The following is a 23,043-nucleotide window of genomic DNA, read 5'->3' as shown; positions in this document are numbered from 1 at the left end:
GGCGCTCGATGGCCGAGCGGTGCGTGAACCCGGCCGATGGCCGGAACCACACACCCTACGATAGCACGACCGCCCGTAGGGTGCGTGATTCACGCACCACTTACAGATCCATCAACAACCGCCGCGGATCCTCCAGCGCCTCTTTCACGCGGACGAGGAAGGTGACCGCGCCTTTGCCGTCGACGATGCGGTGATCGTAGGAGAGCGCAAGGTACATCATCGGTCGGATCTTGATCTCGCCGTTGATGACCATGGGGCGGTCCTGGATCTTGTGCATGCCGAGGATGCCGGACTGCGGGGGGTTGAGGATCGGCGAGGACATGAGCGAGCCGTAGACACCGCCGTTGGAGATGGTGAAGGTGCCACCCTGCATTTCCGCCATCGACAGCTTGCCGTCACGGGCGCGCTTGCCCTTTTCGTTGATGGCCTTTTCGATTTCCGCAAAGGACATGCTGTCGGCGTCGCGGATGACCGGGACGACGAGGCCCTGGGGCGTGCCCGCGGCGATGCCCATGTGGACGAAGTTCTTGTAGACCACGTCGGTGCCGTCGATCTCGGCGTTGACTTCGGGGACCTCTTTCAGGGCGTGGACGCAGGCCTTGGTGAAGAAGGACATGAAGCCGAGGCGGACGCCGTGCTTCTTCTCGAAGAGGTCCTTGTATTCGCTGCGCAGGGCCATGACCTCGGTCATGTCGACCTCGTTGTAGGTCGTCAGGATCGCGGCGGTATTCTGCGCGTCCTTGAGGCGGCGGGCGATGGTCTGACGCAGGCGGGTCATCTTGACCCGTTCCTCGCGCGCTGCGTCGTCGGCCGGAACCGGGGCGCGCGGGGCTGCGGCGGCCGGGGCGGGCGCGGAGGTGGCGGAGGAGAGCGCCTTGGCCACGTCTTCCTTCATGATGCGGCCGTCGCGGCCGGTGCCGGTGACCTGATCGCGGGAGACGTTGGCCTCTGCCATGGCCTTCTTGGCGGAGGGGGCGTCCTCCACATCCGTGCGGGTGCCGGAGCGGGCGGTGGCATTATAGGCCTCGCCGTTCGCGCCCTCGGTCTGGACCTCGGGGCCTGCGGCGGCCGCCCCGGCGCCGCCGGAGATCTCGCCCAGCTGGCCACCGGCCTCGACGGTTTCGCCTTCGGCCTTGAGAATCTTCGACAGGATGCCGGCAGCGGGGGCGGGCACCTCGACGGAGACCTTGTCGGTTTCCAGCTCGCAGAGCATCTCGTCGGCGGCGACCTGATCGCCTTCCTTCTTGAACCAGGTGGCGATCGTGGCCTCGGAGACGGATTCGCCCAGGGCGGGGACCATCACCTTGACGGTTTCGCCGCCGTTCTTCGTGCCGCCATCGGGGGCCTTTTCGGCGTCGGTGGCCTTGGTGTCCTCGGCGCGTGGTTTGGTTTCCTCGGGGCCGGCGTTGCCGGATTCGGTGATATTGCCGAGGAGCGCGTCGACGCCCACGGTTTCGCCTTCACCTGCGACGATGTCGGAGAGGACGCCTGCGACGGGCGAGGGGACCTCGACCGTGACCTTGTCGGTTTCCAGTTCGCAGAGCATTTCGTCGACCGCGACGGTGTCGCCCGGTTTCTTGAACCAGGTGGCGACGGTGGCTTCGGTTACGGATTCGCCCAGGGTGGGTACGCGGATTTCGGTGCTCATGGGGTGTTACTTCCCTTCGATGTTCAGCGCCTCGGCAACGAGGGCGGCTTGCTGTGCTTTGTGCTGGGCGGCAAGGCCCGTGGCGGGCGATGCGGTGGCGACGCGGCCGGCGTAGACCGGGCGCTGATGTTTGGCGCCGATGCGGGTGAGGACCCATTCGATGTTCGGCTCGACAAAGGTCCAGGCGCCCTGGTTCTTGGGCTCTTCCTGGCACCAGACCATTTCCGCGCCCTTGAAGCGTTCCAACTCCTTGACCAGCGAGATCGCGGGGAAGGGGTAGAACTGTTCGAGACGCAGGATGTAGACGTCGTCCAGACCGGCCTCGTCGCGCGCTTCGAGCAGGTCGTAGTAGACCTTGCCGGAACACATGACGACGCGCTTGATCTTCTTGTCCTCGACCAGCTTGGTGGTCGACCGGTTCTTGCCGTACTGCGCATCCGCATCGTCCCAGAGGACGCGGTGGAAGCTGGAGCCGGTGGTGAATTCGTCGGCATCCGACACGGCCAGCTTGTGCCGCAGAAGCGATTTCGGCGTCATCATGATCAGCGGCTTGCGGAAGGACCGGTGCAGCTGCCGACGCAGGATGTGGAAGTAGTTGGCCGGCGTCGTGCAGTTGGCGACGATCCAGTTGTCCTGACCGCACATCTGCAGGAAGCGTTCGAGGCGGGCGGAGGAGTGTTCCGGACCCTGGCCTTCGTACCCGTGGGGGAGAAGGCAGACGAGGCCCGACATCCGCAGCCATTTGGATTCACCGGAGGAGATGAACTGGTCGAACATGATCTGCGCGCCGTTGGCGAAATCGCCGAACTGCGCCTCCCAGAGGGTCAGGGCATTCGGTTCGGCCAGCGAATAACCGTATTCGAAGCCCAGCACCGCGTACTCGGAGAGCATGGAGTCGATGACCTCATACCGGGCCTGCCCCTCGCGGATGTTATTGAGCGGGTAGTACCGTTCCTCGGTGTCCTGGTTCACGAGGCCGGAGTGACGCTGCGAGAAGGTGCCGCGGGTCGAATCCTGCCCGGCCAGGCGGACCGGGTAGCCCTCCGTCAGGAGGGAGCCGAAGGCCAGGGCTTCGCCGGTCGCCCAGTCGAAGCCTTCGCCGCTGTCGAACATCTTCTTCTTCGATTCCAGCAGGCGGTCGACCGTCTTGTGGGTCGGGAAGCCCTCGGGTGCGCGGGTCAGCGCCTCGCCGATCTGCGTGAAGGTTTCCGGCTTGATGGAGGTCTCGCCGCGCTGGTAGTCGTCCTTTTCCCGCTCCAGCCCGGACCATTTGCCGTCCAGCCAGTCGGCCTTGTTGGGCTTGTAGTCCTTGCCGGCCTCGAATTCGTCGTTGAGATAGGATTGGAAGGCGGCCTTCATGTCCTCGATCTCTCCTTCGGGGATGAGACCGTCCTTGACCAGCCGATCGGTGTAGAGGCTCAGGGTCGTCTTATGGCCCTTGATCTTCTTGTACATGATCGGGTTGGTGAACATCGGTTCGTCGCCTTCGTTATGGCCGAAGCGGCGATAACAGAAGATGTCGATGACCACGTCCTTGTGGAACTTCTGGCGGAACTCCGTCGCGACCTTGGCGGCGTGGACCACGGCCTCCGGATCGTCGCCGTTCACGTGGAAGATCGGGGCCTCCACCATCAGGGCGATGTCCGTGGGATAGGGGGAGGAGCGCGAGAAGTGCGGCGCGGTGGTGAAGCCGATCTGGTTGTTCACCACGATGTGGATCGTGCCGCCGGTGCGGTGACCGCGCAGGCCCGAGAGGCCGAAGCATTCGGCCACGACGCCCTGACCGGCAAAGGCCGCGTCGCCGTGCAGCAGGATCGGCAGGACCGTGGTGCGGTCGCTGTCGTTCAGCTGATCCTGCTTGGCGCGGGCCTTGCCCAGGACGACGGGATTCACCGCCTCCAGATGCGAGGGGTTGGCGGTGAGCGAGAGATGGACGGGGTGGCCGTCGAATTCGCGGTCAGACGACGCGCCGAGGTGGTATTTCACGTCGCCGGAGCCATCCACGTCCTCGGGTTTGAACGAGCCGCCCTGGAATTCGTTGAAAATCGCGCGATAGGGCTTGTTCATCACATTGGCCAGGACCGACAGTCGGCCGCGGTGCGGCATGCCGATGACGATTTCCTTGACGCCCAGGTTGCCGCCGCGCTTGATGATCTGCTCCATCGCGGGCACCAGGGCCTCGCCCCCGTCGAGGCCGAACCGCTTGGTCCCCATGTATTTCACATGCAGGAACTTCTCAAAGCCCTCGGCCTCCACCAGCTTGTTCAGGATCGCCTTGCGGCCCTCGCGGGTGAAGGCGATTTCCTTGCCGTAGCCCTCGATCCGTTCCTTGAGCCAGCCGGCCTCTTCGGGGTTGGAGATATGCATGTATTGCACCGCGAAGGTGCCGCAGTAGGTGCGTTTCACGATGTCCACGATCTGGCGCATCGTGCCGATCTGCAGGCCCAGCACCTGATCGAGGAAGATCGGGCGGTCCATATCGGCCTCGCTGAACCCGTAGGAGCGGGGGTCGAGTTCCGGATGGTTGGTTTCGTCGCGCATGCCCAGGGGGTCCAGATCGGCGGCCAGGTGGCCGCGGATACGGTAGGCGCGGATCAGCATGATGGCGCGGACGCTGTCCAGCACCGCCTGCTTGATCGCGTCGTCGCTGACGGCCACGCCCTGTTCGGCGGCCTTCGCCTTGATCTTGTCACCGGCGGCCTTGCCTTCGGCCGGGGCGGGCCACTGGCCGTCCAGCGCGGCGGTCAGGTCGTCGTTCGGGGCGGGCGGCCAGTCGGCGCGAGCCCAGGAGGGGCCGGCGGCCTCCTTCTTGGCGTCCATTTCGGTGTCGCCGAGCTGGCGGAAGAAATCGGCCCATGCCTCGTCCACCGCTGCGGGGTCATTGGCCCATCTGGCTTGAAGCTGTTCCAGATATTCCGCGTTGTGCCCCTGCATGAAGGAAGAGGCATGGAAGACGTCGTTCGGAGACTGTTCGGTCATGGCGAGACCTCATTGGGGTTGGGGCCGTAGTCGTTCGGGCCGGGTTGCGTGGGGCGGGTGAGCCACCAGATGACGATAAGCGGAGAGAAGATCGCGATGAGGATCGAGATGATCATGATGATGCCGACGAGACCGGTGAACGCGGCGGCGAAATTGCCGGACATCAGTTCCCCGGTGACCCCGGCCATGCTGGCGAAGGTGCCGATGCCGACCCAGACGAGGATCGGGTAAAGCAGGTAGAGGCCGGAGCGGCCCGTGTCATGCATCCGCCGCCAGCCGACTGCGAGCAGCGGCAGCAGCGTGGCGAGCGAGAAAAGGGCGTCAAAGGGGCCGGTCCGATCCTCGGTCACAATGTGACCGGCGCTGCGTTCAACCTCGATCTCGGTGAAGCCAAAGATTGCGGTGTCAAGAATCTCAGCCAGGATGCTGCCCAGAAACACGAACAGGACGAACCACCAGTATTCCGGGCGCGTGGCGCGGCCCGAGAAGGTGATGTATTTGCGGAAGCAGGTTTTGACGGCGTCCTGGAAGGTCATGGGGTGGTCTCCGTCTGCGTCTCCGATTTCGGGCGCAGGGAGGCCGGTTTGGGTTCACCCCGACAGGGTGCCAAGCAGGTCTCTCGCAGCGTCTTTACCAACTGGCCCATGGCCGATCCTTACCTGTGATGTCCCGGGCGGGGATCGCCCGGAACCGTCTTTTCGTACCGGGACTTAGCCCTTGATCGCCTTGAGAACAGCCTCGCCCAGACCGGCGGGGCTGTCGGCGACCACGATCCCGGCGGCTTTCATCGCCTCGATCTTGTCTTCGGCGCCGCCCTTGCCGCCGGCGACGATCGCGCCCGCGTGGCCCATGCGGCGGCCCGGAGGCGCCGTGCGGCCAGCGATGAAGCCAGCGGTCGGCTTCCAGCGGCCCTTCTTCTTTTCGTCGGCGAGGAACTGCGCGGCTTCCTCTTCGGCGGAGCCGCCGATTTCGCCGATCATGATGATGGATTCGGTCTCGTCATCGGCCAGGAACATTTCCAGCACGTCAATGTGTTCGGTGCCCTTGATCGGGTCGCCGCCAATGCCGACAGCGGAGGACTGGCCGAGACCGGCGTCGGAGGTCTGCTTGACCGCCTCGTAGGTCAGCGTGCCGGAGCGCGAGACCACGCCGACGGAGCCGCGCTTGTGGATGTGGCCGGGCATGATGCCGATCTTGCAGGCGTCCGGCGTGATGACACCGGGGCAGTTCGGGCCGATCAGGCGGCAGGGCGAATTCTTCAGCGCGGCCTTCACCTTCATCATGTCGAGGACCGGGATGCCTTCGGTGATGCAGACGATCAGGGGGATTTCGGCGTCGATCGCTTCGAGGATCGAGTCAGCTGCAAACGGCGGCGGCACGTAGATGACGGAGGCATTCGCGCCGGTGACGTCCACGGCTTCGTGCACCGAGTTGAAGACCGGCAGGTCAAGGTGCGTGGTGCCGCCCTTGCCGGGGGTCACGCCGCCGACCATCTTGGTGCCGTAGGCTATGGCCTGTTCCGAGTGGAAGGTGCCCTGCGAGCCGGTAAAGCCCTGACAGATAACCTTGGTGTTTTCGTCTACGAGGACTGCCATGTTGGGCGTCTCCTTTTCAGTAATTTTCAGTCAGGATCGACGCGAGAGAGATCTCTGCGTCGGGAAGTGGTGAATTCCGGGTGCGCGTGGCTCCGGAAGGCGGGGTTCGCAGGACCGTTTCGCGCGGTGTGCAGTCTGCGGGTCTCATGTCCTGTCAGGTCCTTTCTCGTCATCATTCCGGCTCCGGCGGGTCATTCGGGCAGCTTTGCGGGAAGGAACATCGTGTCGATGAAGATCGCGCCGCCGGCGATGTGCACGGTCGCGTAGCGGGGTTCGCCGGCCAGTTCGACGATGGCGCGGTAGTGCGGCATGATCACCTCGTCGGCCGCGCCGCCGGGATCGCCGGGCAGGGTGAGCACGCCTCCGACGCGCAGCACCTCCGCCTCGTCCAGGACGGAGGTCAGACCGGCATCCAGAGCGCGTGCGTATTCGACAAGACCCGGATCGGTCATCGCGTACTTCTGAATGATCGCGGCAAAGCCACCGGGATCGCGCCCGGTCACCGCACAGCTGGTCTGCAGGCCCTCGGGCATGCCGTAATAGTAAACCTCAGTCTTGACGCCATCGGCACCGGCCAGGTCGGTCACCGCGACGACGCCGTTGTCATCGGTCCGGTCGATCGCGATGCCCTTATCCGAGGCCTCCTCCAGGAAGGCCGCGGGGTCGGTGCCGACCGCGCCGCAGAATTCGAGGAAGCGCGACCAGGTGGTGGCGGCGGTTTCGGCGGCGCCCGTGTCCTGGGCCTGGGCAGGGGCGGTCAGCAGGAGGGCCATCGCGAGAGGGCCTATGCCCCGGGCCATGTGGCGCCGCGCCGCGCCGCGCCCTTGGATCGGATCACGTGTCAGAACCATAACATCACCTGTGCCGTGCCATTCTCGACGCAAACAGGATCCTGCCCGCGCATGCCGATGGTCACCTCTGTCGCGCTTTGCGGCAGAAAGGCCGCATAGCCGGTGCAGCTGTCGTTGGCCGCAGTGTTCGGCGTGATGACCGGCCCGCCCTCGTGCGCGCCGGGGGTGAAGAGACCGGGGAAGGTCGTCTCCAGGATCGTGCCGACCAGCGGGATCATTTCGGTCACGCCCATCCGGTCGGTGCCGATCGCACAATGCAGCGAGAAGTTCTCGTAGGTGATCATCACCGACCCGAGGTCCGGCTGCGGAGCGGTGAACCAGTGGATGGTGGTTTCTTCATCCATCTGCTCGGGGGTGTAGCTGTAGCTGCGGGCGTCCAGCTCCTGCACCAGCACGTTGGGATCGCGGTAGTTCTGAATGCAGAGCGTCATGGCCTCGGTCACGAAGTCCGCGACCTCGCCGGATTGTGCGGAGACCCCGGAGACCAGACCGAGCTGCCCGGCGAGGGCCAGGCAGAGGGTCGAAGCATATGTGCGGATCGCGTGACGCAAGGTTCGGGCTTCCCGGATGTCCTAATGATTTGCCTTGACCACGAACATGGACCCCGGGCCTCCATCCATGCCAAGATATCCGATGTGAACCCATTTTTCGTTCACCTTGCCAATGATACCCCGCGTCGTCCGGCCAATGTCCATACTTTCCAGGTCGGTGATATCGGCACCGAGCATTTCGTTGCGGACAAACTTCTCCGACGCGTCTTGATCGTACGACATCGAGGGCAGGCTGATGAGGCAGGTATTCTGGCCAGGGTCATAGGTGGTGGTGGACACGTCGGTCACGTGCAGCCACTTGCCGTCCGTCTCCTGTGCTCCGGGAAGGGCGCGCATCGGCGGGATATCCTGCGCGACAATGCGGATGCAGCCAGACATCACGTCGTCCAGCGCGGCTTCCTCGGGCGTGTGACTGCCTGCGGAGGCCGTATTGGCGGTGAGCAGGGTGAGGGTCAGTAGTGAGGTTGTCAGTTTCATGCCTTCTCCCGGTTGTTGTCGCCGCTTATGACGTCGCCAGATTGCAATGCACCCTCGCAGCCGGTGACGTCCGGACAGATGACCTTGGTATTCTTTGCTGCGAGGACTTCCACGAGTTTGGTTCCTTGTTCCGTGGTCGCGCTCAGGCGCGTGGCATGTTGTTGGGATAGGTTGAGCGATAGGCCTCAATGGCCTCAAAAAGAGCGGTCTGGGATGCTTTGAGCCCTTCAGATGGCAAAAGCAGGTGACCGGGTCCGGCGGAAGCGCGGAGCCGTTTCCGCAATTTCTGCGACAGCGTGAGGGGGAGGCTGCGAGCCATGGCACGGGTTATCGTCAGTATCACGTAAGATCCGACTGTGCGGGCATTCGTGATGTCGGACCAGGCGAGCTGCTGAGGGTAGACGCGGATGTCCCGGATGCCTTCCGGGGTCAGGCGGACGAGGTCGCGCCTGGGGTCCAGAAGGCGGCCCAACCAGTATAGGCCGAAAAGAGCCCCGAAGGGCAGGATAAGGATCCCGCCCTGGCGCGCCCGGCGGTCCATCAGGTCCGTCCCGTCCTGCATCAGCATGACATATCCGATTGCCGTCAGGCCCAGACCGATGCCCACAGCGCCAAAGCACTTGGTCCAGTCCCTGCCGAAGACGGTAACGCCGGATGTGTCGATCGCCACAGTCACGCTCAGCCTTTCACCGCTTTCACGATCTTCTCCGCCCCGTCGCTGAGGTTGTCCGCGGCGATGACGTTCAGGCCGGAAGTATTGATGATCTCCTTGCCCTTCTCGACGTTGGTGCCTTCGAGACGGACGACCAGCGGGACCTGCAGGCCGACTTCCTTCACCGCGGCGACCACGCCCTCGGCGATGACGTCGCAGCGCATGATGCCGCCGAAGATGTTCACCAGGATACCCTTCACGTTCGGGTCGGAGGTGATGATCTTGAAGGCCTCGGTCACCTTCTCCTTCGTGGCGCCGCCGCCGACGTCGAGGAAGTTGGCGGGTTCCGCGCCGTAGAGCTTGATGATGTCCATCGTCGCCATGGCGAGGCCGGCGCCGTTGACCATGCAGCCGATCTCGCCGTCGAGGGCGATGTAGTTCAGGTCGTACTTGGAGGCGGCGAGTTCCTTGGGGTCCTCTTCCGTCTCGTCGCGCAGCGCCTGGATGTCGGAGTGACGGTAAAGGGCGTTGCCGTCGAAGCCGACCTTGGCATCCAGCACCTTGAGGTTGCCGTCGGGCATGACGATCAGCGGGTTGATCTCCAGCATCTCCATGTCCTTCTCGGTGAAGGCTGTGTAGAGCTTGGACAGCAGGCCGACCATCTGCTTGACCTGCGCGCCTTCCAGCCCGAGGGCGAAGGCGACGCGGCGGCCGTGGAACGGCTGGAAGCCGGTGGCGGGCTCGATGGAGAAGGAGAGAATTTTCTCGGGCGTGGAGGCCGCGACTTCTTCGATGTCCATGCCGCCCTCGGTGGAGCAGACGATGGAGACGGCGGAGGTCTGACGGTCGACCAGCAGGGCGAGGTAGAGCTCACGCTCGATGTCGGAGCCGTCCTCGATGTAGATGCGGTTGACCTGCTTGCCTGCGGCACCGGTCTGATGCGTCACCAGGGTGCGGCCCAGCATCTTCTTGGCTTCCTCGGCGGCCTCTTCGACCGATTTGGCAAGGCGGACGCCGCCCTTTTCGCCTGCATCGGCTTCCTTGAACTTGCCCTTGCCGCGGCCACCTGCGTGGATCTGTGCCTTGACGACCCAGAGCGGTCCGTCAAGTTCGCCTGCGGCGGTCTTGGCGTCCTCGGCCTTCGTGACGGCGCGGCCGTCAGACACCGGGCAGCCATAATCGCGAAGGATTGCCTTCGCCTGATATTCATGGATGTTCATGAAATCCGTCCCTCGTTGCTACGATTTGCATCGGTAGTGACACAAGGTGACCATGCGATGAATCGTTTTGTGAGTTGAATCGGGGATTCCCGCCGTTTTTCTGGGGTTTGTGATCACACGAATGCAGGGTGTGATCACAACTTTGCCGCTCCGCTGTCGAAATGACCGATCGGCCGCAAAAGTGACCGATTCACGGGCGTTGGCAGGGTGAGGGCCGGGTGTGGAACGTGACCTGCGGAACCGACCGGGCGCTCGGGTGTTTTCCTTTTAAAGGAGATCCCAGATGAGCGTCGCCGACAAACTTCCCGCATTGAAACGCCACCGCCCGCCGGTGGCTACGCACCGCGAGCGGTGGAAACCCCTGGCCTTCGGGGCGGGGCTCATTGCAGTCGGGGCGTTGCTGTCGCGCTTCCGGCCATCCGCGCTCGACATGCCCAACCCGTCCCCGATGCGCGACGTGCGATCGGGGCGGATCGGCAAGGCGGTCCGGGTGACGCGCGACGGGGCCGAGCGTGTGGCGCCGGACAACGTGACCACGAAGATCGGGTCGTCGCTGGCGATTGCCGGGGCGGCCATGATTGCCGCGCGGTTGCTGGACGAGGTGTCGGGCCACCGTCGGTAGGCGGACCTGAAGGCCCAAAAGAAAACGCCCGCCTTCTCGGGGAAGGCGGGCGTTTTTGTCTTCGGTTGACGCGCGCGATCAGGCGAGGGAGCTGTCGATGCCCTTGCAGGCCTCCACGAGGCCTTTCACCGCGGTGACCGATTTGTCGAACATCTCCTGCTCTTCCTTGTTGAGCTGGATGTTGACGATTTTCTCGATGCCACCGGCGCCGATGACCGTGGGCACGCCGACATACATGTCCTTCACGCCCAGTTCGCCGTCACAATAGGCTGCGCAGGGCAGGACGCGCTTCTGGTCTTTAAGGTAGGCTTCGGCCATCTCGATCGCGGAGGTCGCGGGGGCGTAGAAGGCCGACCCGGTTTTCAGCAGGCCGACGATTTCCGCGCCGCCGTCGCGGGTGCGCTGGATGATCGCGTCGAGTTTTTCCTGCGTGGTCCAGCCCATTTTCACCAGGTCGGGCAGCGGGATGCCGGCGACGGTGGAATAGCGGGCGGAGGGGACCATGGTGTCGCCGTGGCCGCCGAGGACAAAGGCGGTGACATCCTTCATGGACACGCCGAATTCGGTCGCCAGGAAGTGGCGGAAGCGCGCACTGTCGAGAACGCCCGCCATGCCGCAGACCTTGTTCGCGGGCAGGCCGGAGAACTGCTGCAGCGCCCAGACCATCGCGTCGAGCGGGTTGGTGATGCAGATCACGAAGGCGTCCGGGGCGTGGGCCTTGATGCCTTCGCCGACGGATTTCATGACCTTGAGGTTGATGCCCAGCAGGTCGTCGCGGGACATGCCCGGCTTGCGCGGCACGCCGGCGGTGACGATGCAGACGTCCGCGCCTGCGATGTCTTCGTAGCTTTGCGTGCCTTTCAGGGTCGCGTCGAAGCCCTCCGACGGACCGGATTCCGCGATGTCGAGCGCCTTGCCCTCGGGGATGCCTTCGGCGATGTCGAAGAGAACGACGTCGCCCAGTTCTTTGATTGCAGCGAGGTGGGCGAGGGTGCCGCCGATCTGACCAGCGCCGATAAGGGCGATCTTGGGTCGTGCCATGGAACTTTTCTCCAGTCCGATGAAATCTCGGGCCGATGCCTAGGAGTTTTGGGTGCTTTGCGCAAGGGTGAGGCCGTGTCGGGGCCGTGATATCCGGTGTTGATGGGCGCAACCCCAGGTGAGAACGACAGTAAAAACATCAACTTGGTGATGTCTTGACCGTCGGGTGGACGACCCGGCCGGGGCGCGGCGGGCCGACGAGCGCATGAGGGCGCGGCGATTCTCGGACCGGGTCAGGCGTCGCTGTCCGCGGTTGGTAGCGCCTCTGCCAATGTCTCGAACGCTTGGCCGCTGGCGACAAGGCAGGTCAGGCCGGTCGGCTTGGTCACCGTGATTGTCCAGGTGCCGGTGTCGTCGGAGGCGAAAACCTCCACCATCTGGTTGTTGGGGCCGAGACCGATGGATTGGCGCGTCTCGCCATAGGTCGAGGCCAGCCTTTCCAGTACGATGTCGCGCGGGGCACAGGCCCCGGCGTGTACGACCGTGGGGAGGGTCAGGAGAGCGGCGGTCAGGCATCCGCCCAGCATTGTGCCCAGCATTGTGCGATGTGTCATGGTGCAGTCCTTTCTGGTTTCGGGCGAGGCGGTGCGCGCCGTCCGATCTGTCCTCTGCTCCGGGGTCGGGGTTTTTGGGTTGGTCCGATCTCCGCATGGGGAAAGTGTGCCGCCAGGATGCGAAGAAGCGGTTAACGGTGCGTACGCAGGGTGGGGCGATGCGATCCGTCGGGCCGGTCGGGCATGTTTTTTCTGCGTCGCGGCACGGGATACCTTGAACTAATCGCTCAAATAATGCGAAGGATGCGCAAGATTGTTACCCGGCCACGACTCGGAGCTGCCCATGGATACCGCTTTTCGCCCCTACCGATCCGTCCTTTATATCCCCGGCTCGAAAGACCGGGCGCTGGACAAGGCGCGCGGGCTGGCCTGTGACGCAATCATCTTTGACCTGGAGGATGCGGTGACGCCGGATGCCAAGGGTGCGGCGCGCGAGACGCTGAAGGCGGCACTGGAGCACGACGGCTATGGCGAGCGGGCCAAGATCATCCGCATCAACGGGCTGGATACCGATTGGGGCGCGGATGACGTGGCCGTTCTGAAGAATGCCAAGGCCGATGCGATGCTGCTGCCCAAGGTCGACGGCGTCGCGGATGTCGAGGCGCTGAACAAGTTGATGGGTGCGCAGATGGACATCTGGTGCATGATCGAGACGCCGCTGGGCGTGCTCAACGCGCTGGAGATCGCCGCGCATCCGCGGGTGAAGGGGTTCGTCGCGGGGACCAACGACCTGGCGAAGGAGCTGAACTGCCGCAACCGCGAGGACCGGCTGCCGATGATGTTCGCCCTGCAGCAGATGCTGCTGGCGGCGCGGGCGCATGGTGTGATCTGCCTTGACGGGGTCTATAACCAGTACCTTGACGAAGAGGGGCTGGCGGCGGAATGCGAGCAAGGCCGTGATCTGGGGTTCGACGGCAAGACGCTGATCCACCCGGCGCAGGTGGCGGGGGCGAATACCGCCTTTGCCCCGTCGGAGGAGGAGGTGGACCTGGCGAAACGCCAGATCGAGGCACATGAGGAGATCGAGCGCACCGGGCAGGGCGTGGCCGTCGTGGATGGCAAGATCGTCGAGAACCTGCATGTGGAGACCGCCAAGAAGACCCTCGCGAAGGCAGAGGCCATTGCGCGGATGGGATGAGCCTGCCAATGTGAAGATGATTCACATCTAGCCACGGGAACCGTCGCCATGCTTATCCTCGTTTTGGGTGTCCTGCTTTGGGCCTTTGCCCATTTCTTCAAACGTATTGCCCCCGGCTGGCGGGCGGAGGCCGGCGACAGGGGGCGCGGGCTGGTCGCGCTGGCGCTGGTGCTGGCCGTGCTGATGATGATCTTTGGCTACCGCGTGTCTGACACGACGGTGTTCTGGGGGCGGCATCCGGCCACGGTCGGGATCAACAACCTGCTGATGATCGCCGCGCTCTACCTGACATCGCCGGGGCCGAAGAAGGGCGCGCTGTTCTACCGGATGCGGCATCCGATGCTGACCGGGTTCCTGCTGTGGACCGTGGCGCATCTGCTGGTGAACGGGGATACGACCTCCTTCATCCTGTTCGGCGGGCTGGGCCTGTGGGCGATTGCGGAGATGGTGGTGATCAACCGGAGCGAACCCGAGTGGACGCCGCCCGCCAAGGGGAGCCTGGCCAAGGACGGGATGTTCCTGGCCATTTCCATCGTTTTGCTGGGCGTGATCGGCTGGATCCACACCTGGCTGGGCTATCCGACATTTGGTTGAGGAGAGATCATGAAAGCCTATCGATTCCTGACTGCCGACGACACTTCGGCCTTTTGCCACAAGGTGACCGCGGCGCTGGCCAAGGGGTGGGAGCTTTATGGCGACCCGACCTATGCGCATGACGCGACCACCGGCGTGATGCGCTGTGGCCAGGCGGTGACCAAGGAGGTCGCGGGCGACTATGACCCCGACATGAAGCTGGGAGAGCTGTGAATGACCAAGACCAACGCGGGCCGTTTCTTTGAGGATTATGCCATCGGTCAGGTGATCGACCACGCCGTGCCGCGCACGGTGTCGGGCGGGGAGCGGGCGCTGTATCACGCGCTCTATCCGATGCGGCATGCGCTCTATTCCTCGGATGAATTCGCGCGGGCCTGCGGGCTGCCGGAGGCGCCGCTGGATGATCTGGCGGCCTTCCACGTGGTCTTTGGCAAGACGGTGCCGGACGTGTCGCTGAATGCGGTGGCGAACCTGGGCTATGCGGAGGGGCGCTGGCTGAAGCCGGTCTATGCGGGGGATACGCTGCGGTCGTCGTCGGAGGTGATCGGGCTGAAGCAGAACTCCAACGGCAAGACCGGGGTGGTCTATGTGCGCACGCGCGGGATGAACCAGCGCGGTGAGGTCGTGATGGAGTATGTGCGTTGGGTCATGGTGCGGAAGAAGGATGTCGAGGCCCCCGCCCCGGAGACGGTGGTGCCGGAACTGGCATCTGTGATCGACCCGGCGGATCTGGTGATCCCTGAAGGGCTGGATTTCTCCGGGTATGATTTCACGCTGGCGGGCGAGCCGCACCGGATGGCGGATTACGAGGTGGGCGAGGTGATCGGCCATGTCGATGGGGTGACCATAGAAGAGTCCGAGCACATGATGGCCACCCGGCTGTGGCAGAACACGGCCAAGGTGCATTTCGACGCGACCTTCCGGCCGGACGGGCAGCGGCTGATCTACGGCGGGCATGTGATTTCGATGGCGCGGGCGCTGTCGTTCAACGGTCTGGCCAATGCGCAGATGATCGTCGGGCTGAACGGCGGGGCGCATGCGAACCCCTGTTTCAGCGGCAAGACGGTGAAGGCCTGGTCCGAGGTGCTGGACAAGGCAGAGACCGCGGCGCCGGGGGTCGGTGCCATGCGTCTGCGGCTGGTGGCGGTCGACGATGCCTCGGTCGGCGAGCTGAAGGGCGAGGACGGGAAATACCTGCCTCAGGTGCTGCTGGACCTCGACTACTGGGCGCTGATGCCGGTGTGACGGCATGGGGCAGGCGTTGCCGGATGAGAGAGCGTTGACCTGTATCCTTCGGAGCACATTGCGGAAAAAGCGGCTGTGACAGTTGCAATCCCGCGTCGGGAATGGGAAGATTCCCGCATTGAGGCGTTTGCGCGACATAAGCGCATTCCGAGGGGAAGATAATGAGATTGATTTTCAGTGCTACGACGGTGCTTGGCCTGATGGCCGGACCCGCGTTGGCCGTTGTTGTCGGCTTTTCCGACAAGGCATCCTTTGACGCGGCTGTGGCATCGGCGACGGGCATGTCGCTTGAAGAGTTCGACGTGGCCTACGAGGCACCGAACGACAATCAGCAGTTCGCCTCCGGTCTTATCGTGACCGCCGATTTCCTGAGCGACAGTTTTCGGGTGCAGTCCTACAGTGGAAACAACCGGCTGGAAGCGCGGGTCGACGGGCCCAAGGGGCACAACTGGTCGTTTGCCACCGGGGTCAATGCCTTCGGGTTCGAGATCTACAACGCCGGGCCGGACGGGCGGGATGTTGAAGGCGAGGAGTTGCGGATCACTGTCGATGACGGATCGGGCCCGCAGAGTTTCATCCTGTCCGAACTGGCAGGTGGCCTGAACGGGTATGTCGGGTTTATCGGGGCGGCGCCGTTCCAATCGGTGCGGTTCGATGCCGAGGATATCGCCACGATCGGCGGCAAGGAAATCCGGGATCGGTACCAGGTGGACAATGTCGTCATGTATGATGGTGTCGTCCTGCCGAAGACTGGGGCAGAGGTGCCGATCGGTGCCACGGCCCCGTTGTTGATCGGCGGTTTGGGGGTGTTCGGGCTGCTGCGGCGGCGGGTGGCGCGGCGCGGCTGAGCGGCCGCGGGCCCGAATGGCCTGGGTGTGATCACGAATTTCCCGACAGTTTTGATCCCATTTTAGGCGGAATCGGGCGGAGCGCCGCGGGACGCCGCTTCAGCGGGGCCCAAAATGTGATCACATGACGAAGGCACGTGATCACAATGGCCGAAACCTGCGGGTTCAGAGCAGGAAACTTGACCCTGCGCTAATGACAATCCAGAAAAAAACGATACAGAGGCACCAACGGAACCCAGAAAAGGCACCGCCATGGCAGATGTGAACCGGGGCAAACGCCCGCTTTCTCCTTTCATGATTGGCCCGTACTACCGACCTCAGATCACCTCGATTTCGTCGATCATGGTGCGGATCACCGGGATCGTATCCTTCGGGACCGCGTTCCTGATTATCTGCTGGCTTCTGGCCGCAGCGACATCCGAGGCGGCGTTCGGCTGGTTCAACTGGCTGCTGACCAGCCTGATCGGCGATGTGATCATGGCCCTGGCGACCTGGGCAATCTGGTATCACGTTCTGGGGCGCCTGCGGCATGTCATCTGGGATTTCGGCTACTGCCTGGATCTCGAGACGTCCGAGAAGATGGGCTGGGGCATGTTCATCGGCGCGACCGTGCTGGCACTGTTCACATTCGTCGTGGTCTGAGGAGGCAGAGAGATGAGCTATCTAACCGACCGTAAACGTGCAGTGGGAACCGGCGCAGGCAGCGAAGGGACGCATCATCACTGGAAGATGATGGTGACCTCGCTCTGCCTCGTGGTGCTGGTGCCCTTCTTCGTCTTCACCTTCGGCAGCGGGTTGGGCCGCAGTCATGAGGAGGTCCTGGCCTATTTCTCCAGCCCCTTCGTGGCGCTGGTCATGGCCCTGGGGCTGATCGTCGGGCTGGTCCATATCAAGATGGAAATCGACGAGGCGGTCGAGGATTACGTCCACGGCGTCGCCCAGAAACTGATCCTCATCGCGGTGAATGCAGCCACCTATGTGCTGATGGCCATGGGGCTTCTTGCACTACTGAAACTCGCCCTCTGACGTGACGCGCGAGAAGGAACAAAGCGAATGACAGCAACTTACGAATACGAGACGCATAATTATGACGTCGTGGTTGTAGGTGCCGGTGGCGCCGGGCTGCGCGCCACGCTTGGCATGGCCGAACAGGGCCTGCGGACGGCCTGCGTGACCAAGGTTTTCCCGACCCGCTCGCACACGGTTGCGGCGCAGGGTGGGATTGCGGCTTCTCTGTCGAACATGGGCCCGGACAACTGGCAGTGGCACATGTACGACACCGTGAAGGGGTCGGACTGGCTGGGCGATACGGATGCGATGGAATACCTGGCCCGCTCGGCGCCTGCGGCTGTGTATGAGCTGGAGCATTACGGCGTGCCGTTCTCGCGCACCGAAGAGGGCAAGATCTATCAGCGCCCGTTCGGCGGTCACACGACCGAGTTCGGCGAAGGCCCCGCCGTGCAGCGGACCTGTGCCGCCGCCGACCGGACCGGCCACGCGATCCTGCATACGCTTTACGGTCAGTCGCTGAAGAACAACGCCGAGTTCTACATCGAATATTTCGCCATCGACCTGATCATGTCGGATGATGGCGTCTGCACCGGCGTCGTCTGCTGGAAGCTGGACGACGGCACGATGCATGTCTTCAACGCCAAGATGGTGGTGCTGGCGACGGGCGGGTACGGCCGTGCCTATTTCTCGGCAACTTCCGCGCATACCTGCACCGGTGACGGTGGCGGCATGGTGGCGCGGGCGGGTCTGCCGCTGCAGGATATGGAGTTCGTGCAGTTCCACCCGACGGGCATCTACGGCTCCGGCTGTCTGATCACCGAGGGGGCACGCGGCGAAGGCGGTTACCTCACCAACTCCGAAGGGGAACGGTTCATGGAGCGCTATGCGCCCCAGTACAAGGACCTCGCGCCGCGTGACTATGTTTCGCGGTCGATGACCATGGAGATCCGTGAGGGGCGTGGCGTCGGCGAACATGGCGACCATATTCACCTGAACCTCAGCCACCTGCCGCCCGAGGCGCTGGCGGAACGGCTGCCGGGGATTTCGGAGAGCGCGAAGATCTTTGCGGGTGTCGACGTGACGAAGGAGCCGATCCCGGTTCTGCCGACCGTGCATTACAACATGGGCGGTATCCCGACGAACTACTGGGGCGAGGTGCTGAACCCGACCGAGGACGATCCGAACGCCGTCGTGCCGGGCCTGATGGCCGTGGGCGAGGCGGGCTGTGCCTCCGTGCATGGGGCGAACCGCCTTGGGTCGAATTCGCTGATCGACCTTGTGGTCTTTGGCCGCGCGGCGGCGATCCGGGCGGGCAAGGTCGTGGATCCGGAGGCGCCCGCGCCGACGCTGAACACCGCGTCTGTCGACAAGGCCTTTGACCGGTTCGATTTCTACCGCAACGCCAGCGGCGGCATCCCGACCGCCGAGCTGCGGCTGGAGATGCAGCGGACCATGCAGTCGGACGCCGCGGTCTTCCGCGAGAGCAAGACGCTGGAAGAGGGCGTCAAGAAAATGACCGAGATCGCGGCCAAGATGCCCGACGTGAAGGTCACCGACCGGTCGCTGGTGTGGAATTCGGACCTGATGGAGACGCTGGAGCTGACCAACCTGATGCCGAACGCGCTGGCGACGATCGTCGGGGCGGAGGCGCGCAAGGAAAGCCGCGGCGCCCATGCGCATGAGGATCATTCGGAACGCGACGACAAGAACTGGCGCGTTCACACGATTTCCCGTGTCGAGGACAACAAGGTCGAACTGAGCTATCGCCCGGTCATCACCGATCCGTTGACGGCGGAGACGGATGGCGGGATCGAGTTGAAGAAGATCGCGCCCAAGGCGCGGACGTTCTGAGGAGGACGAGATGGCACAATTCAAACTCCCCAAGAATTCCCGCGTCACGGCCGGCAAGACCTGGCCGAAGCCGGATGGCGCGACCAATATCCGCAAGTTCCAGATCTATCGCTGGAACCCGGATACTGGCGAAAACCCCCGGGTCGACACCTATTTCCTGGACATGGACAAATGCGGCCCGATGGTTCTGGACGCGCTGATCAAGATCAAGAACGAGATCGACCCGACGCTGACCTTCCGCCGGTCGTGCCGCGAGGGGATCTGCGGGTCCTGCGCGATGATGATCGACGGGCGCAACACGCTGGCCTGTATCTTTGGTCTGGACGAGATCGACGGCGACGTGGTCAAGATCTATCCGCTGCCGCATATGCCGGTGGTGAAGGACCTGATCCCCGACCTGACGCATTTCTACGCGCAGCATGCCAGCATCATGCCTTGGCTGGAGACCAAGACGAACCGGCCCGCGAAGGAGTGGAAGCAATCCATCGAGGACCGCAAGAAGCTGGACGGGCTGTATGAATGCGTGATGTGCGCCTCCTGCTCGACCTCCTGCCCCAGCTATTGGTGGAACGGCGACCGGTATCTTGGCCCGGCGGCGCTGCTGCATGCCTATCGCTGGATCATCGACTCGCGCGATGAGGCGACGGGCGAGCGGCTGGACGATCTGGAGGATCCCTTCAAGCTCTACCGCTGCCACACGATCATGAACTGCGCCAAGACCTGCCCGAAGGGTCTGAACCCGGCCAAGGCCATCGCGCATATCAAGCAGATGATGGTGGAACGGACGGTCTGATCCCTCCGGTTTTGCTAATGTGACGGACGGCTCCCTTCGGGGGGCCGTTTTTCTTTGCGGGGCTTTGTCTCTCGGACACCGATTTATTTGGGATCAAAAGAAGCCTGCGGTGGTGTTTGCCAGACGCATTGCGCGGCGCTAGGCTCCTCGGCGGAGGAGACATCATGGACAAGCACAGCCATGTGGATCGTGTGATGAGCACGGTGCTGTCGGGGTCGGCGGCGGCGAAATCGCCGCTGGCGGCGTCCTGGCGGCGGTCGATGGACCGGCATGGGTTGGACCCCGGCGAGAGCCGCGCACCGTCGCGGTTGAGCGAGGCGGAGGTGCGAAACCATCGCGGGCGGCTGGAGCGGTTCATGCTGGTGGCCGCGCCGAAGCTGGATCAGCTTTTCGGGCTGGTCGGCAATTCGGGCTGCGGCGTCTTGCTGACCGATGAGAAGGGGATCGTGCTGGACCGGCGGTGCACGGACGGCGATCTGAGGGTGTTCGAGAGCTGGGGCCTGGCCCTTGGCGCGGACTGGAGCGAGGAGAGCGAGGGGACCAACGGGATCGGGACCTGCCTCGCAGACCGGCGGGCGGTGACGATCCATCGGGAGGAGCATTTCCTGGCGCGCAACACGGCGATGAGCTGCATGGATGCGCCGATCTTCGGGCCGGACGGGCGGCTGGTGGCGGCGCTGGACGTCTCCTCGGCCCGGGCAGATCAGACGGAGGCCTTCAACCGGGTGATCGCGGCCACGGTGGCGCAGACGGCCAAGACTATCGAGGCGGATTATTTCCGGGCGTCGTATGCGGGCGCGCGGATCGTGGTGACGGATGGCGATGACAGCGATGCGGCGATGCTGCTGGCGGTGGATGGCGATGACATTGTCATCGGGGCCACGCGCGGGGCGCGGCGGGCCTTTGGCATGGCGGCGACGGGGCCGGTGGCGGCGATTCCGGCCTCGGACCTGTTCGGACGGGAGGACGGGCCGACGGGGTTCGAAAAGGCCGAACGCGCGGCGGTGATGCGGGCGCTGGCCCGGGCCCGGGGCAATGTGTCGGAGGCGGCGCGGGCGCTGGGCGTGGGGCGGGCGACGCTCTACCGCCGGATGAAGCGGCTGGGCATCGGGGAGTGAGGGCGACGGATCTTAAGGCGCGGTAAGTCAGGACGTGTGCCCCGTGTCGGGCCTGGTCTGACAGGCGTGGTCAAGGGACCCAGGGAAGGGCAGGCGGATGCAGAAGTACAAGGCTGATGTGATTGTCGTCGGCGCAGGACTGGCCGGGCTTGTCGCCGCGACGGAGGCGGCGGGGCGCGGGCGCAAGGTCCTGCTGCTGGATCAGGAGGGGGAGCAGAGCCTGGGCGGGCAGGCCTTCTGGTCGCTTGGCGGGCTCTTCATGGTGGATACGCCGGAACAGCGGCGGATGAAGATCCGGGACAGCCGCGATCTGGCGGCGCAGGACTGGATGGGTTCGGCCGGGTTCGACCGGGCGGAGGATGCCAATCCGCGCGCCGTGGCGGAGGCCTATCTGGACTTCGCGGCCGGAGAGATGCGGGCTTGGCTGGCCGGGATGGGGATGCGCTGGTTCCCCGTGGTCGGCTGGGCGGAACGGGGTGGCGCGATGGCGACGGGCCACGGCAATTCGGTGCCGCGCTTTCATCTGACCTGGGGGACCGGGCCGGGGGTTGTCGCGCCCTTTGCCGCGCGGGCGCGGGAGCTGGTCGAAAGCGGGGCGCTGACCTTCGAGTTTCGGCATCGGGTCACCGATCTGGATCTGAAGGCGCGGCGCGTGGCGGGCGAGGTGCTTGTGCCCTCCGATCTGCCACGCGGGCAGAGTTCGTCGCGGGAGGTGGCGGGTGCCTTCGAGGCGGAGGGGGAGAGCCTCATCCTGACCTCCGGCGGGATCGGCGGGGACCATGAGAAGGTTCGCCGCCACTGGCCCGTCGACCGGCTGGGCCCGGCGCCGGAGCGGATGGTCGCCGGGGTACCGGATTACGTCGACGGGCAGTTACAGGGGATTGCCGAGGGGGCGGGGGCCGGTCTGATCAATGGCGACCGGATGTGGCATTACTGCGAGGGGATCCAGAACTGGGATCCGATCTGGCCGAACCATGGCATCCGCATCCTGCCTGGGCCGTCCTCCATGTGGTTTGATGCGAAGGGCAAGCGGATGGAGGCACCCTGCCTGCCGGGCTTTGACACGCTGGCGACGCTGAAACGGATCCTGGCGACGGGGCAGGACCACAGCTGGTTCGTGTTGACACAGGCGATCATCAAGAAGGAGTTCGCCCTCTCAGGGTCGGAGCAGAACCCGGACTTTACCTCCGGCAAGTGGGGCGAGGTGATCCGGCAGCGGGTGCTGAACAAGGCGGCGACGGGGCCGGTGGAGGCGTTCAAGGAAAAGGGCGCGGATTTTGTCGTGGCGGAGGCGCTGGAGGCGCTGGTGGCGGGGATGAACCGGCTGGAGCCGGAGTGTCCGCTGGATGCGGAGGACCTGCGACGGCAAATCGAGGCGCGGGACCGGGAGATGGCAAACCCGTTTTCCAAGGATGCGCAGGTGACGGCGATCCATGGGGCGCGGCGGTATCTGGGGGACAAGCTGGTGCGGACGGCGAAACCGCATCGCATTCTTGATCCGGCGGCGGGCCCGCTGATTGCCGTGCGGCTGAACATCCTGACGCGTAAATCGCTTGGCGGGCTGCACACGGATGTGCGGGCGCGGGTGTTGGATGCGCAGGGCGAGGTGATCGAGGGGGTCTATGCCGCCGGAGAAGTCGCGGGCTTTGGCGGGGGTGGCTATCACGGCTACAATGCGCTGGAAGGGACGTTTCTGGGCGGCTGCCTGTTCTCGGGCCGGACCGCGGGGCGGGAGGTCTGATTTTTCTGCATTGCAGCGATGCGAAGTTGTGGGCTGTGTAAACCGGCGGATACCTCCATCTTGGGTGTCAGGGAGGGGCCTTTTAACCGAATGAGGCACCTGATGGACCACGCTGCAAAACCCACCCCCGAAGAGCTGCGCAAGGCGCAGGCCGCGCTGGATGCGGCAAACCTGGCCTACGAATATTTCGCGCCGCTCGCACAGCCGACCCCGAAATCCGAGGCGCCGGAATATTTCGGCTATGTCAAAGCCGCCTGAGCGGCGGGGCGTTCACGGGATATTGCAACCCTGCCACATGCCGTGTGGCGGGGTTTTGCATTAAAAACAAAGGATTAGGGTGGTGAGTTGCCGCTTCGGGAAAAATCTTTGTTTCGGCGGAATATTTTCACTTGATCGACTCGGCTTTTGGCCCGATATGCGGATTTACATAGACGCCAACGCACGCGCCTCTGGCGAGAGGGCTAAATCGATAAGCCCTGCGGTTACGTAGCGACGGTAACGTCTTCACTGGAAC

General features: G+C 64.2%; 24 protein-coding genes. 13 read left to right on the top strand and 11 right to left on the bottom strand.

The genetic code is table 11. The features are described from left to right. Nucleotides 1-100 precede the first annotated feature (100 nt). The 9 genes from odhB to sucC all read right to left on the bottom strand — a co-directional run bounded on the left by odhB (nt 101) and on the right by sucC (nt 9,973). Complete coding sequence (gene odhB / locus ACFC2Y_RS10670) at nt 101-1,648, bottom strand: 2-oxoglutarate dehydrogenase complex dihydrolipoyllysine-residue succinyltransferase (RefSeq protein WP_375174503.1); 1,548 nt, start codon at nt 1,646-1,648, stop codon at nt 101-103. A gap of 6 nt (nt 1,649-1,654) precedes the next feature. Continuing rightward, nucleotides 1,655-4,627 (bottom strand): 2-oxoglutarate dehydrogenase E1 component, encoded by a 2,973-nt coding sequence (locus ACFC2Y_RS10665; protein WP_375174504.1) that lies wholly within the window; start codon nt 4,625-4,627, stop codon nt 1,655-1,657. Beyond that, nucleotides 4,624-5,163: a DUF805 domain-containing protein gene (locus tag ACFC2Y_RS10660; RefSeq protein ID WP_375174505.1), complete on the bottom strand. Its 540-nt coding sequence runs from the start codon at nt 5,161-5,163 to the stop codon at nt 4,624-4,626. Before ACFC2Y_RS10660 ends, ACFC2Y_RS10665 begins: the two co-directional genes overlap by 4 nt. Before the next feature lie 174 nt (nt 5,164-5,337). After that, complete coding sequence (gene sucD / locus ACFC2Y_RS10655) at nt 5,338-6,222, bottom strand: succinate--CoA ligase subunit alpha (RefSeq protein WP_375174506.1); 885 nt, start codon at nt 6,220-6,222, stop codon at nt 5,338-5,340. Nucleotides 6,223-6,413: 191 nt separating this feature from the next. Next, nucleotides 6,414-7,073 carry a hypothetical protein gene (locus ACFC2Y_RS10650; protein WP_375186139.1) on the bottom strand — a complete coding sequence of 220 codons (660 nt, stop codon included), beginning with the start codon at nt 7,071-7,073 and terminating at the stop codon, nt 6,414-6,416. Next, nucleotides 7,064-7,624, bottom strand: coding sequence for a hypothetical protein (locus ACFC2Y_RS10645; RefSeq protein WP_375174508.1), 561 nt, complete (start codon nt 7,622-7,624; stop codon nt 7,064-7,066). The genes ACFC2Y_RS10650 and ACFC2Y_RS10645 overlap by 10 nt, the downstream gene beginning before the upstream one ends. A gap of 21 nt (nt 7,625-7,645) precedes the next feature. After that, nucleotides 7,646-8,101 carry a hypothetical protein gene (locus tag ACFC2Y_RS10640; RefSeq protein ID WP_375174509.1) on the bottom strand — a complete coding sequence of 152 codons (456 nt, stop codon included), beginning with the start codon at nt 8,099-8,101 and terminating at the stop codon, nt 7,646-7,648. Between the two features lie 142 nt (nt 8,102-8,243). Beyond that, nucleotides 8,244-8,669 carry a hypothetical protein gene (locus ACFC2Y_RS10635; protein ID WP_375186436.1) on the bottom strand — a complete coding sequence of 142 codons (426 nt, stop codon included), beginning with the start codon at nt 8,667-8,669 and terminating at the stop codon, nt 8,244-8,246. A 110-nt stretch (nt 8,670-8,779) separates the two neighbouring features. Continuing rightward, nucleotides 8,780-9,973, bottom strand: a complete 1,194-nt coding sequence (gene sucC, locus ACFC2Y_RS10630; protein ID WP_375174511.1) for an ADP-forming succinate--CoA ligase subunit beta — start codon at nt 9,971-9,973, stop codon at nt 8,780-8,782. Between the two features lie 283 nt (nt 9,974-10,256). Here sucC and ACFC2Y_RS10625 point away from each other — a divergent pair, with 283 nt between their 5' ends. Then, a complete protein-coding gene (locus ACFC2Y_RS10625; protein ID WP_375174512.1) occupies nt 10,257-10,595 on the top strand; it encodes a hypothetical protein in 339 nt (112 codons plus the stop codon). A gap of 78 nt (nt 10,596-10,673) precedes the next feature. On the opposite strand, the gene mdh is transcribed toward ACFC2Y_RS10625, so the two are convergent. Beyond that, nucleotides 10,674-11,636: a malate dehydrogenase gene (mdh, locus tag ACFC2Y_RS10620; protein WP_375174513.1), complete on the bottom strand. Its 963-nt coding sequence runs from the start codon at nt 11,634-11,636 to the stop codon at nt 10,674-10,676. 233 nt (nt 11,637-11,869) lie between these two features. After that, the gene (locus ACFC2Y_RS10615) at nt 11,870-12,163 is read right to left on the bottom strand and encodes a hypothetical protein (protein ID WP_375174985.1); all 294 of its coding nucleotides are present in this window, start codon (nt 12,161-12,163) and stop codon (nt 11,870-11,872) included. Between the two features lie 310 nt (nt 12,164-12,473). Between ACFC2Y_RS10615 and ACFC2Y_RS10610 the strand changes: the two genes are divergently transcribed. The 12 genes from ACFC2Y_RS10610 (at nt 12,474) to ACFC2Y_RS10555 (ending at nt 22,787) form a co-directional block, all read left to right on the top strand. After that, entirely contained in the window at nt 12,474-13,328 is an 855-nt protein-coding gene (locus ACFC2Y_RS10610) for an HpcH/HpaI aldolase/citrate lyase family protein (protein WP_375174514.1), read from the top strand. A 48-nt stretch (nt 13,329-13,376) separates the two neighbouring features. Then, nucleotides 13,377-13,922, top strand: a complete 546-nt coding sequence (locus tag ACFC2Y_RS10605) for an NnrU family protein (protein ID WP_375174515.1) — start codon at nt 13,377-13,379, stop codon at nt 13,920-13,922. A 9-nt stretch (nt 13,923-13,931) separates the two neighbouring features. Next, on the top strand, nt 13,932-14,135 hold the full coding sequence (locus ACFC2Y_RS10600; RefSeq protein ID WP_136636649.1) for a DUF1737 domain-containing protein: 204 nt from the start codon (nt 13,932-13,934) through the stop codon (nt 14,133-14,135). Beyond that, entirely contained in the window at nt 14,136-15,167 is a 1,032-nt protein-coding gene (locus ACFC2Y_RS10595) for a MaoC family dehydratase (RefSeq protein WP_375174516.1), read from the top strand. A 161-nt stretch (nt 15,168-15,328) separates the two neighbouring features. Beyond that, nucleotides 15,329-16,015, top strand: a complete 687-nt coding sequence (locus ACFC2Y_RS10590) for a VPLPA-CTERM sorting domain-containing protein (protein WP_375174517.1) — start codon at nt 15,329-15,331, stop codon at nt 16,013-16,015. Between the two features lie 252 nt (nt 16,016-16,267). Beyond that, nucleotides 16,268-16,657 (top strand): succinate dehydrogenase, cytochrome b556 subunit, encoded by a 390-nt coding sequence (sdhC, locus tag ACFC2Y_RS10585; RefSeq protein ID WP_375174518.1) that lies wholly within the window; start codon nt 16,268-16,270, stop codon nt 16,655-16,657. A 12-nt stretch (nt 16,658-16,669) separates the two neighbouring features. Continuing rightward, nucleotides 16,670-17,041 (top strand): succinate dehydrogenase, hydrophobic membrane anchor protein, encoded by a 372-nt coding sequence (sdhD, locus tag ACFC2Y_RS10580; protein WP_375174519.1) that lies wholly within the window; start codon nt 16,670-16,672, stop codon nt 17,039-17,041. A gap of 27 nt (nt 17,042-17,068) precedes the next feature. Continuing rightward, the gene (gene sdhA, locus ACFC2Y_RS10575; RefSeq protein WP_375174520.1) at nt 17,069-18,877 is read left to right on the top strand and encodes a succinate dehydrogenase flavoprotein subunit; all 1,809 of its coding nucleotides are present in this window, start codon (nt 17,069-17,071) and stop codon (nt 18,875-18,877) included. 10 nt (nt 18,878-18,887) lie between these two features. Next, entirely contained in the window at nt 18,888-19,670 is a 783-nt protein-coding gene (locus ACFC2Y_RS10570; RefSeq protein ID WP_375174521.1) for a succinate dehydrogenase iron-sulfur subunit, read from the top strand. A 164-nt stretch (nt 19,671-19,834) separates the two neighbouring features. Beyond that, complete coding sequence (locus ACFC2Y_RS10565; RefSeq protein ID WP_375174522.1) at nt 19,835-20,788, top strand: GAF domain-containing protein; 954 nt, start codon at nt 19,835-19,837, stop codon at nt 20,786-20,788. Nucleotides 20,789-20,885: 97 nt separating this feature from the next. Further along, nucleotides 20,886-22,529 carry an FAD-binding dehydrogenase gene (locus ACFC2Y_RS10560; protein ID WP_375174523.1) on the top strand — a complete coding sequence of 548 codons (1,644 nt, stop codon included), beginning with the start codon at nt 20,886-20,888 and terminating at the stop codon, nt 22,527-22,529. Between the two features lie 102 nt (nt 22,530-22,631). Further along, complete coding sequence (locus ACFC2Y_RS10555; RefSeq protein ID WP_375174524.1) at nt 22,632-22,787, top strand: hypothetical protein; 156 nt, start codon at nt 22,632-22,634, stop codon at nt 22,785-22,787. Nucleotides 22,788-23,043: the final 256 nt, after the last annotated feature.

Source organism: Pseudooceanicola sp., assembly GCF_041987405.1.
Classification (GTDB): Bacteria; Pseudomonadota; Alphaproteobacteria; order Rhodobacterales; family Rhodobacteraceae; genus Pseudooceanicola.
This window is presented reverse-complemented; position numbering and strand designations above follow the sequence as displayed.

What these genes read in the sequence shown, in the direction of transcription:
- ACFC2Y_RS10555 (WP_375174524.1), top strand. Translation starts at nt 22,632, where the DNA reads ATGGACCACGCTGCAAAACCCACCCCCGAAGAGCTGCGCAAGGCGCAG.
- ACFC2Y_RS10605 (WP_375174515.1), top strand. Translation starts at nt 13,377, where the DNA reads ATGCTTATCCTCGTTTTGGGTGTCCTGCTTTGGGCCTTTGCCCATTTC.
- ACFC2Y_RS10660 (WP_375174505.1), bottom strand. Translation starts at nt 5,163, where the DNA reads ATGACCTTCCAGGACGCCGTCAAAACCTGCTTCCGCAAATACATCACC.
- mdh (WP_375174513.1), bottom strand. Translation starts at nt 11,636, where the DNA reads ATGGCACGACCCAAGATCGCCCTTATCGGCGCTGGTCAGATCGGCGGC.
- ACFC2Y_RS10570 (WP_375174521.1), top strand. Translation starts at nt 18,888, where the DNA reads ATGGCACAATTCAAACTCCCCAAGAATTCCCGCGTCACGGCCGGCAAG.
- ACFC2Y_RS10590 (WP_375174517.1), top strand. Translation starts at nt 15,329, where the DNA reads ATGAGATTGATTTTCAGTGCTACGACGGTGCTTGGCCTGATGGCCGGA.
- ACFC2Y_RS10650 (WP_375186139.1), bottom strand. Translation starts at nt 7,073, where the DNA reads ATGGTTCTGACACGTGATCCGATCCAAGGGCGCGGCGCGGCGCGGCGC.
- ACFC2Y_RS10635 (WP_375186436.1), bottom strand. Translation starts at nt 8,669, where the DNA reads ATGCTGATGCAGGACGGGACGGACCTGATGGACCGCCGGGCGCGCCAG.
- ACFC2Y_RS10640 (WP_375174509.1), bottom strand. Translation starts at nt 8,101, where the DNA reads ATGAAACTGACAACCTCACTACTGACCCTCACCCTGCTCACCGCCAAT.
- sucD (WP_375174506.1), bottom strand. Translation starts at nt 6,222, where the DNA reads ATGGCAGTCCTCGTAGACGAAAACACCAAGGTTATCTGTCAGGGCTTT.
- ACFC2Y_RS10625 (WP_375174512.1), top strand. Translation starts at nt 10,257, where the DNA reads ATGAGCGTCGCCGACAAACTTCCCGCATTGAAACGCCACCGCCCGCCG.
- odhB (WP_375174503.1), bottom strand. Translation starts at nt 1,648, where the DNA reads ATGAGCACCGAAATCCGCGTACCCACCCTGGGCGAATCCGTAACCGAA.
- sdhC (WP_375174518.1), top strand. Translation starts at nt 16,268, where the DNA reads ATGGCAGATGTGAACCGGGGCAAACGCCCGCTTTCTCCTTTCATGATT.
- sdhA (WP_375174520.1), top strand. Translation starts at nt 17,069, where the DNA reads ATGACAGCAACTTACGAATACGAGACGCATAATTATGACGTCGTGGTT.
- ACFC2Y_RS10595 (WP_375174516.1), top strand. Translation starts at nt 14,136, where the DNA reads ATGACCAAGACCAACGCGGGCCGTTTCTTTGAGGATTATGCCATCGGT.
- ACFC2Y_RS10615 (WP_375174985.1), bottom strand. Translation starts at nt 12,163, where the DNA reads ATGCTGGGCGGATGCCTGACCGCCGCTCTCCTGACCCTCCCCACGGTC.
- ACFC2Y_RS10610 (WP_375174514.1), top strand. Translation starts at nt 12,474, where the DNA reads ATGGATACCGCTTTTCGCCCCTACCGATCCGTCCTTTATATCCCCGGC.
- ACFC2Y_RS10665 (WP_375174504.1), bottom strand. Translation starts at nt 4,627, where the DNA reads ATGACCGAACAGTCTCCGAACGACGTCTTCCATGCCTCTTCCTTCATG.
- sdhD (WP_375174519.1), top strand. Translation starts at nt 16,670, where the DNA reads ATGAGCTATCTAACCGACCGTAAACGTGCAGTGGGAACCGGCGCAGGC.
- sucC (WP_375174511.1), bottom strand. Translation starts at nt 9,973, where the DNA reads ATGAACATCCATGAATATCAGGCGAAGGCAATCCTTCGCGATTATGGC.
- ACFC2Y_RS10600 (WP_136636649.1), top strand. Translation starts at nt 13,932, where the DNA reads ATGAAAGCCTATCGATTCCTGACTGCCGACGACACTTCGGCCTTTTGC.
- ACFC2Y_RS10565 (WP_375174522.1), top strand. Translation starts at nt 19,835, where the DNA reads ATGGACAAGCACAGCCATGTGGATCGTGTGATGAGCACGGTGCTGTCG.
- ACFC2Y_RS10560 (WP_375174523.1), top strand. Translation starts at nt 20,886, where the DNA reads ATGCAGAAGTACAAGGCTGATGTGATTGTCGTCGGCGCAGGACTGGCC.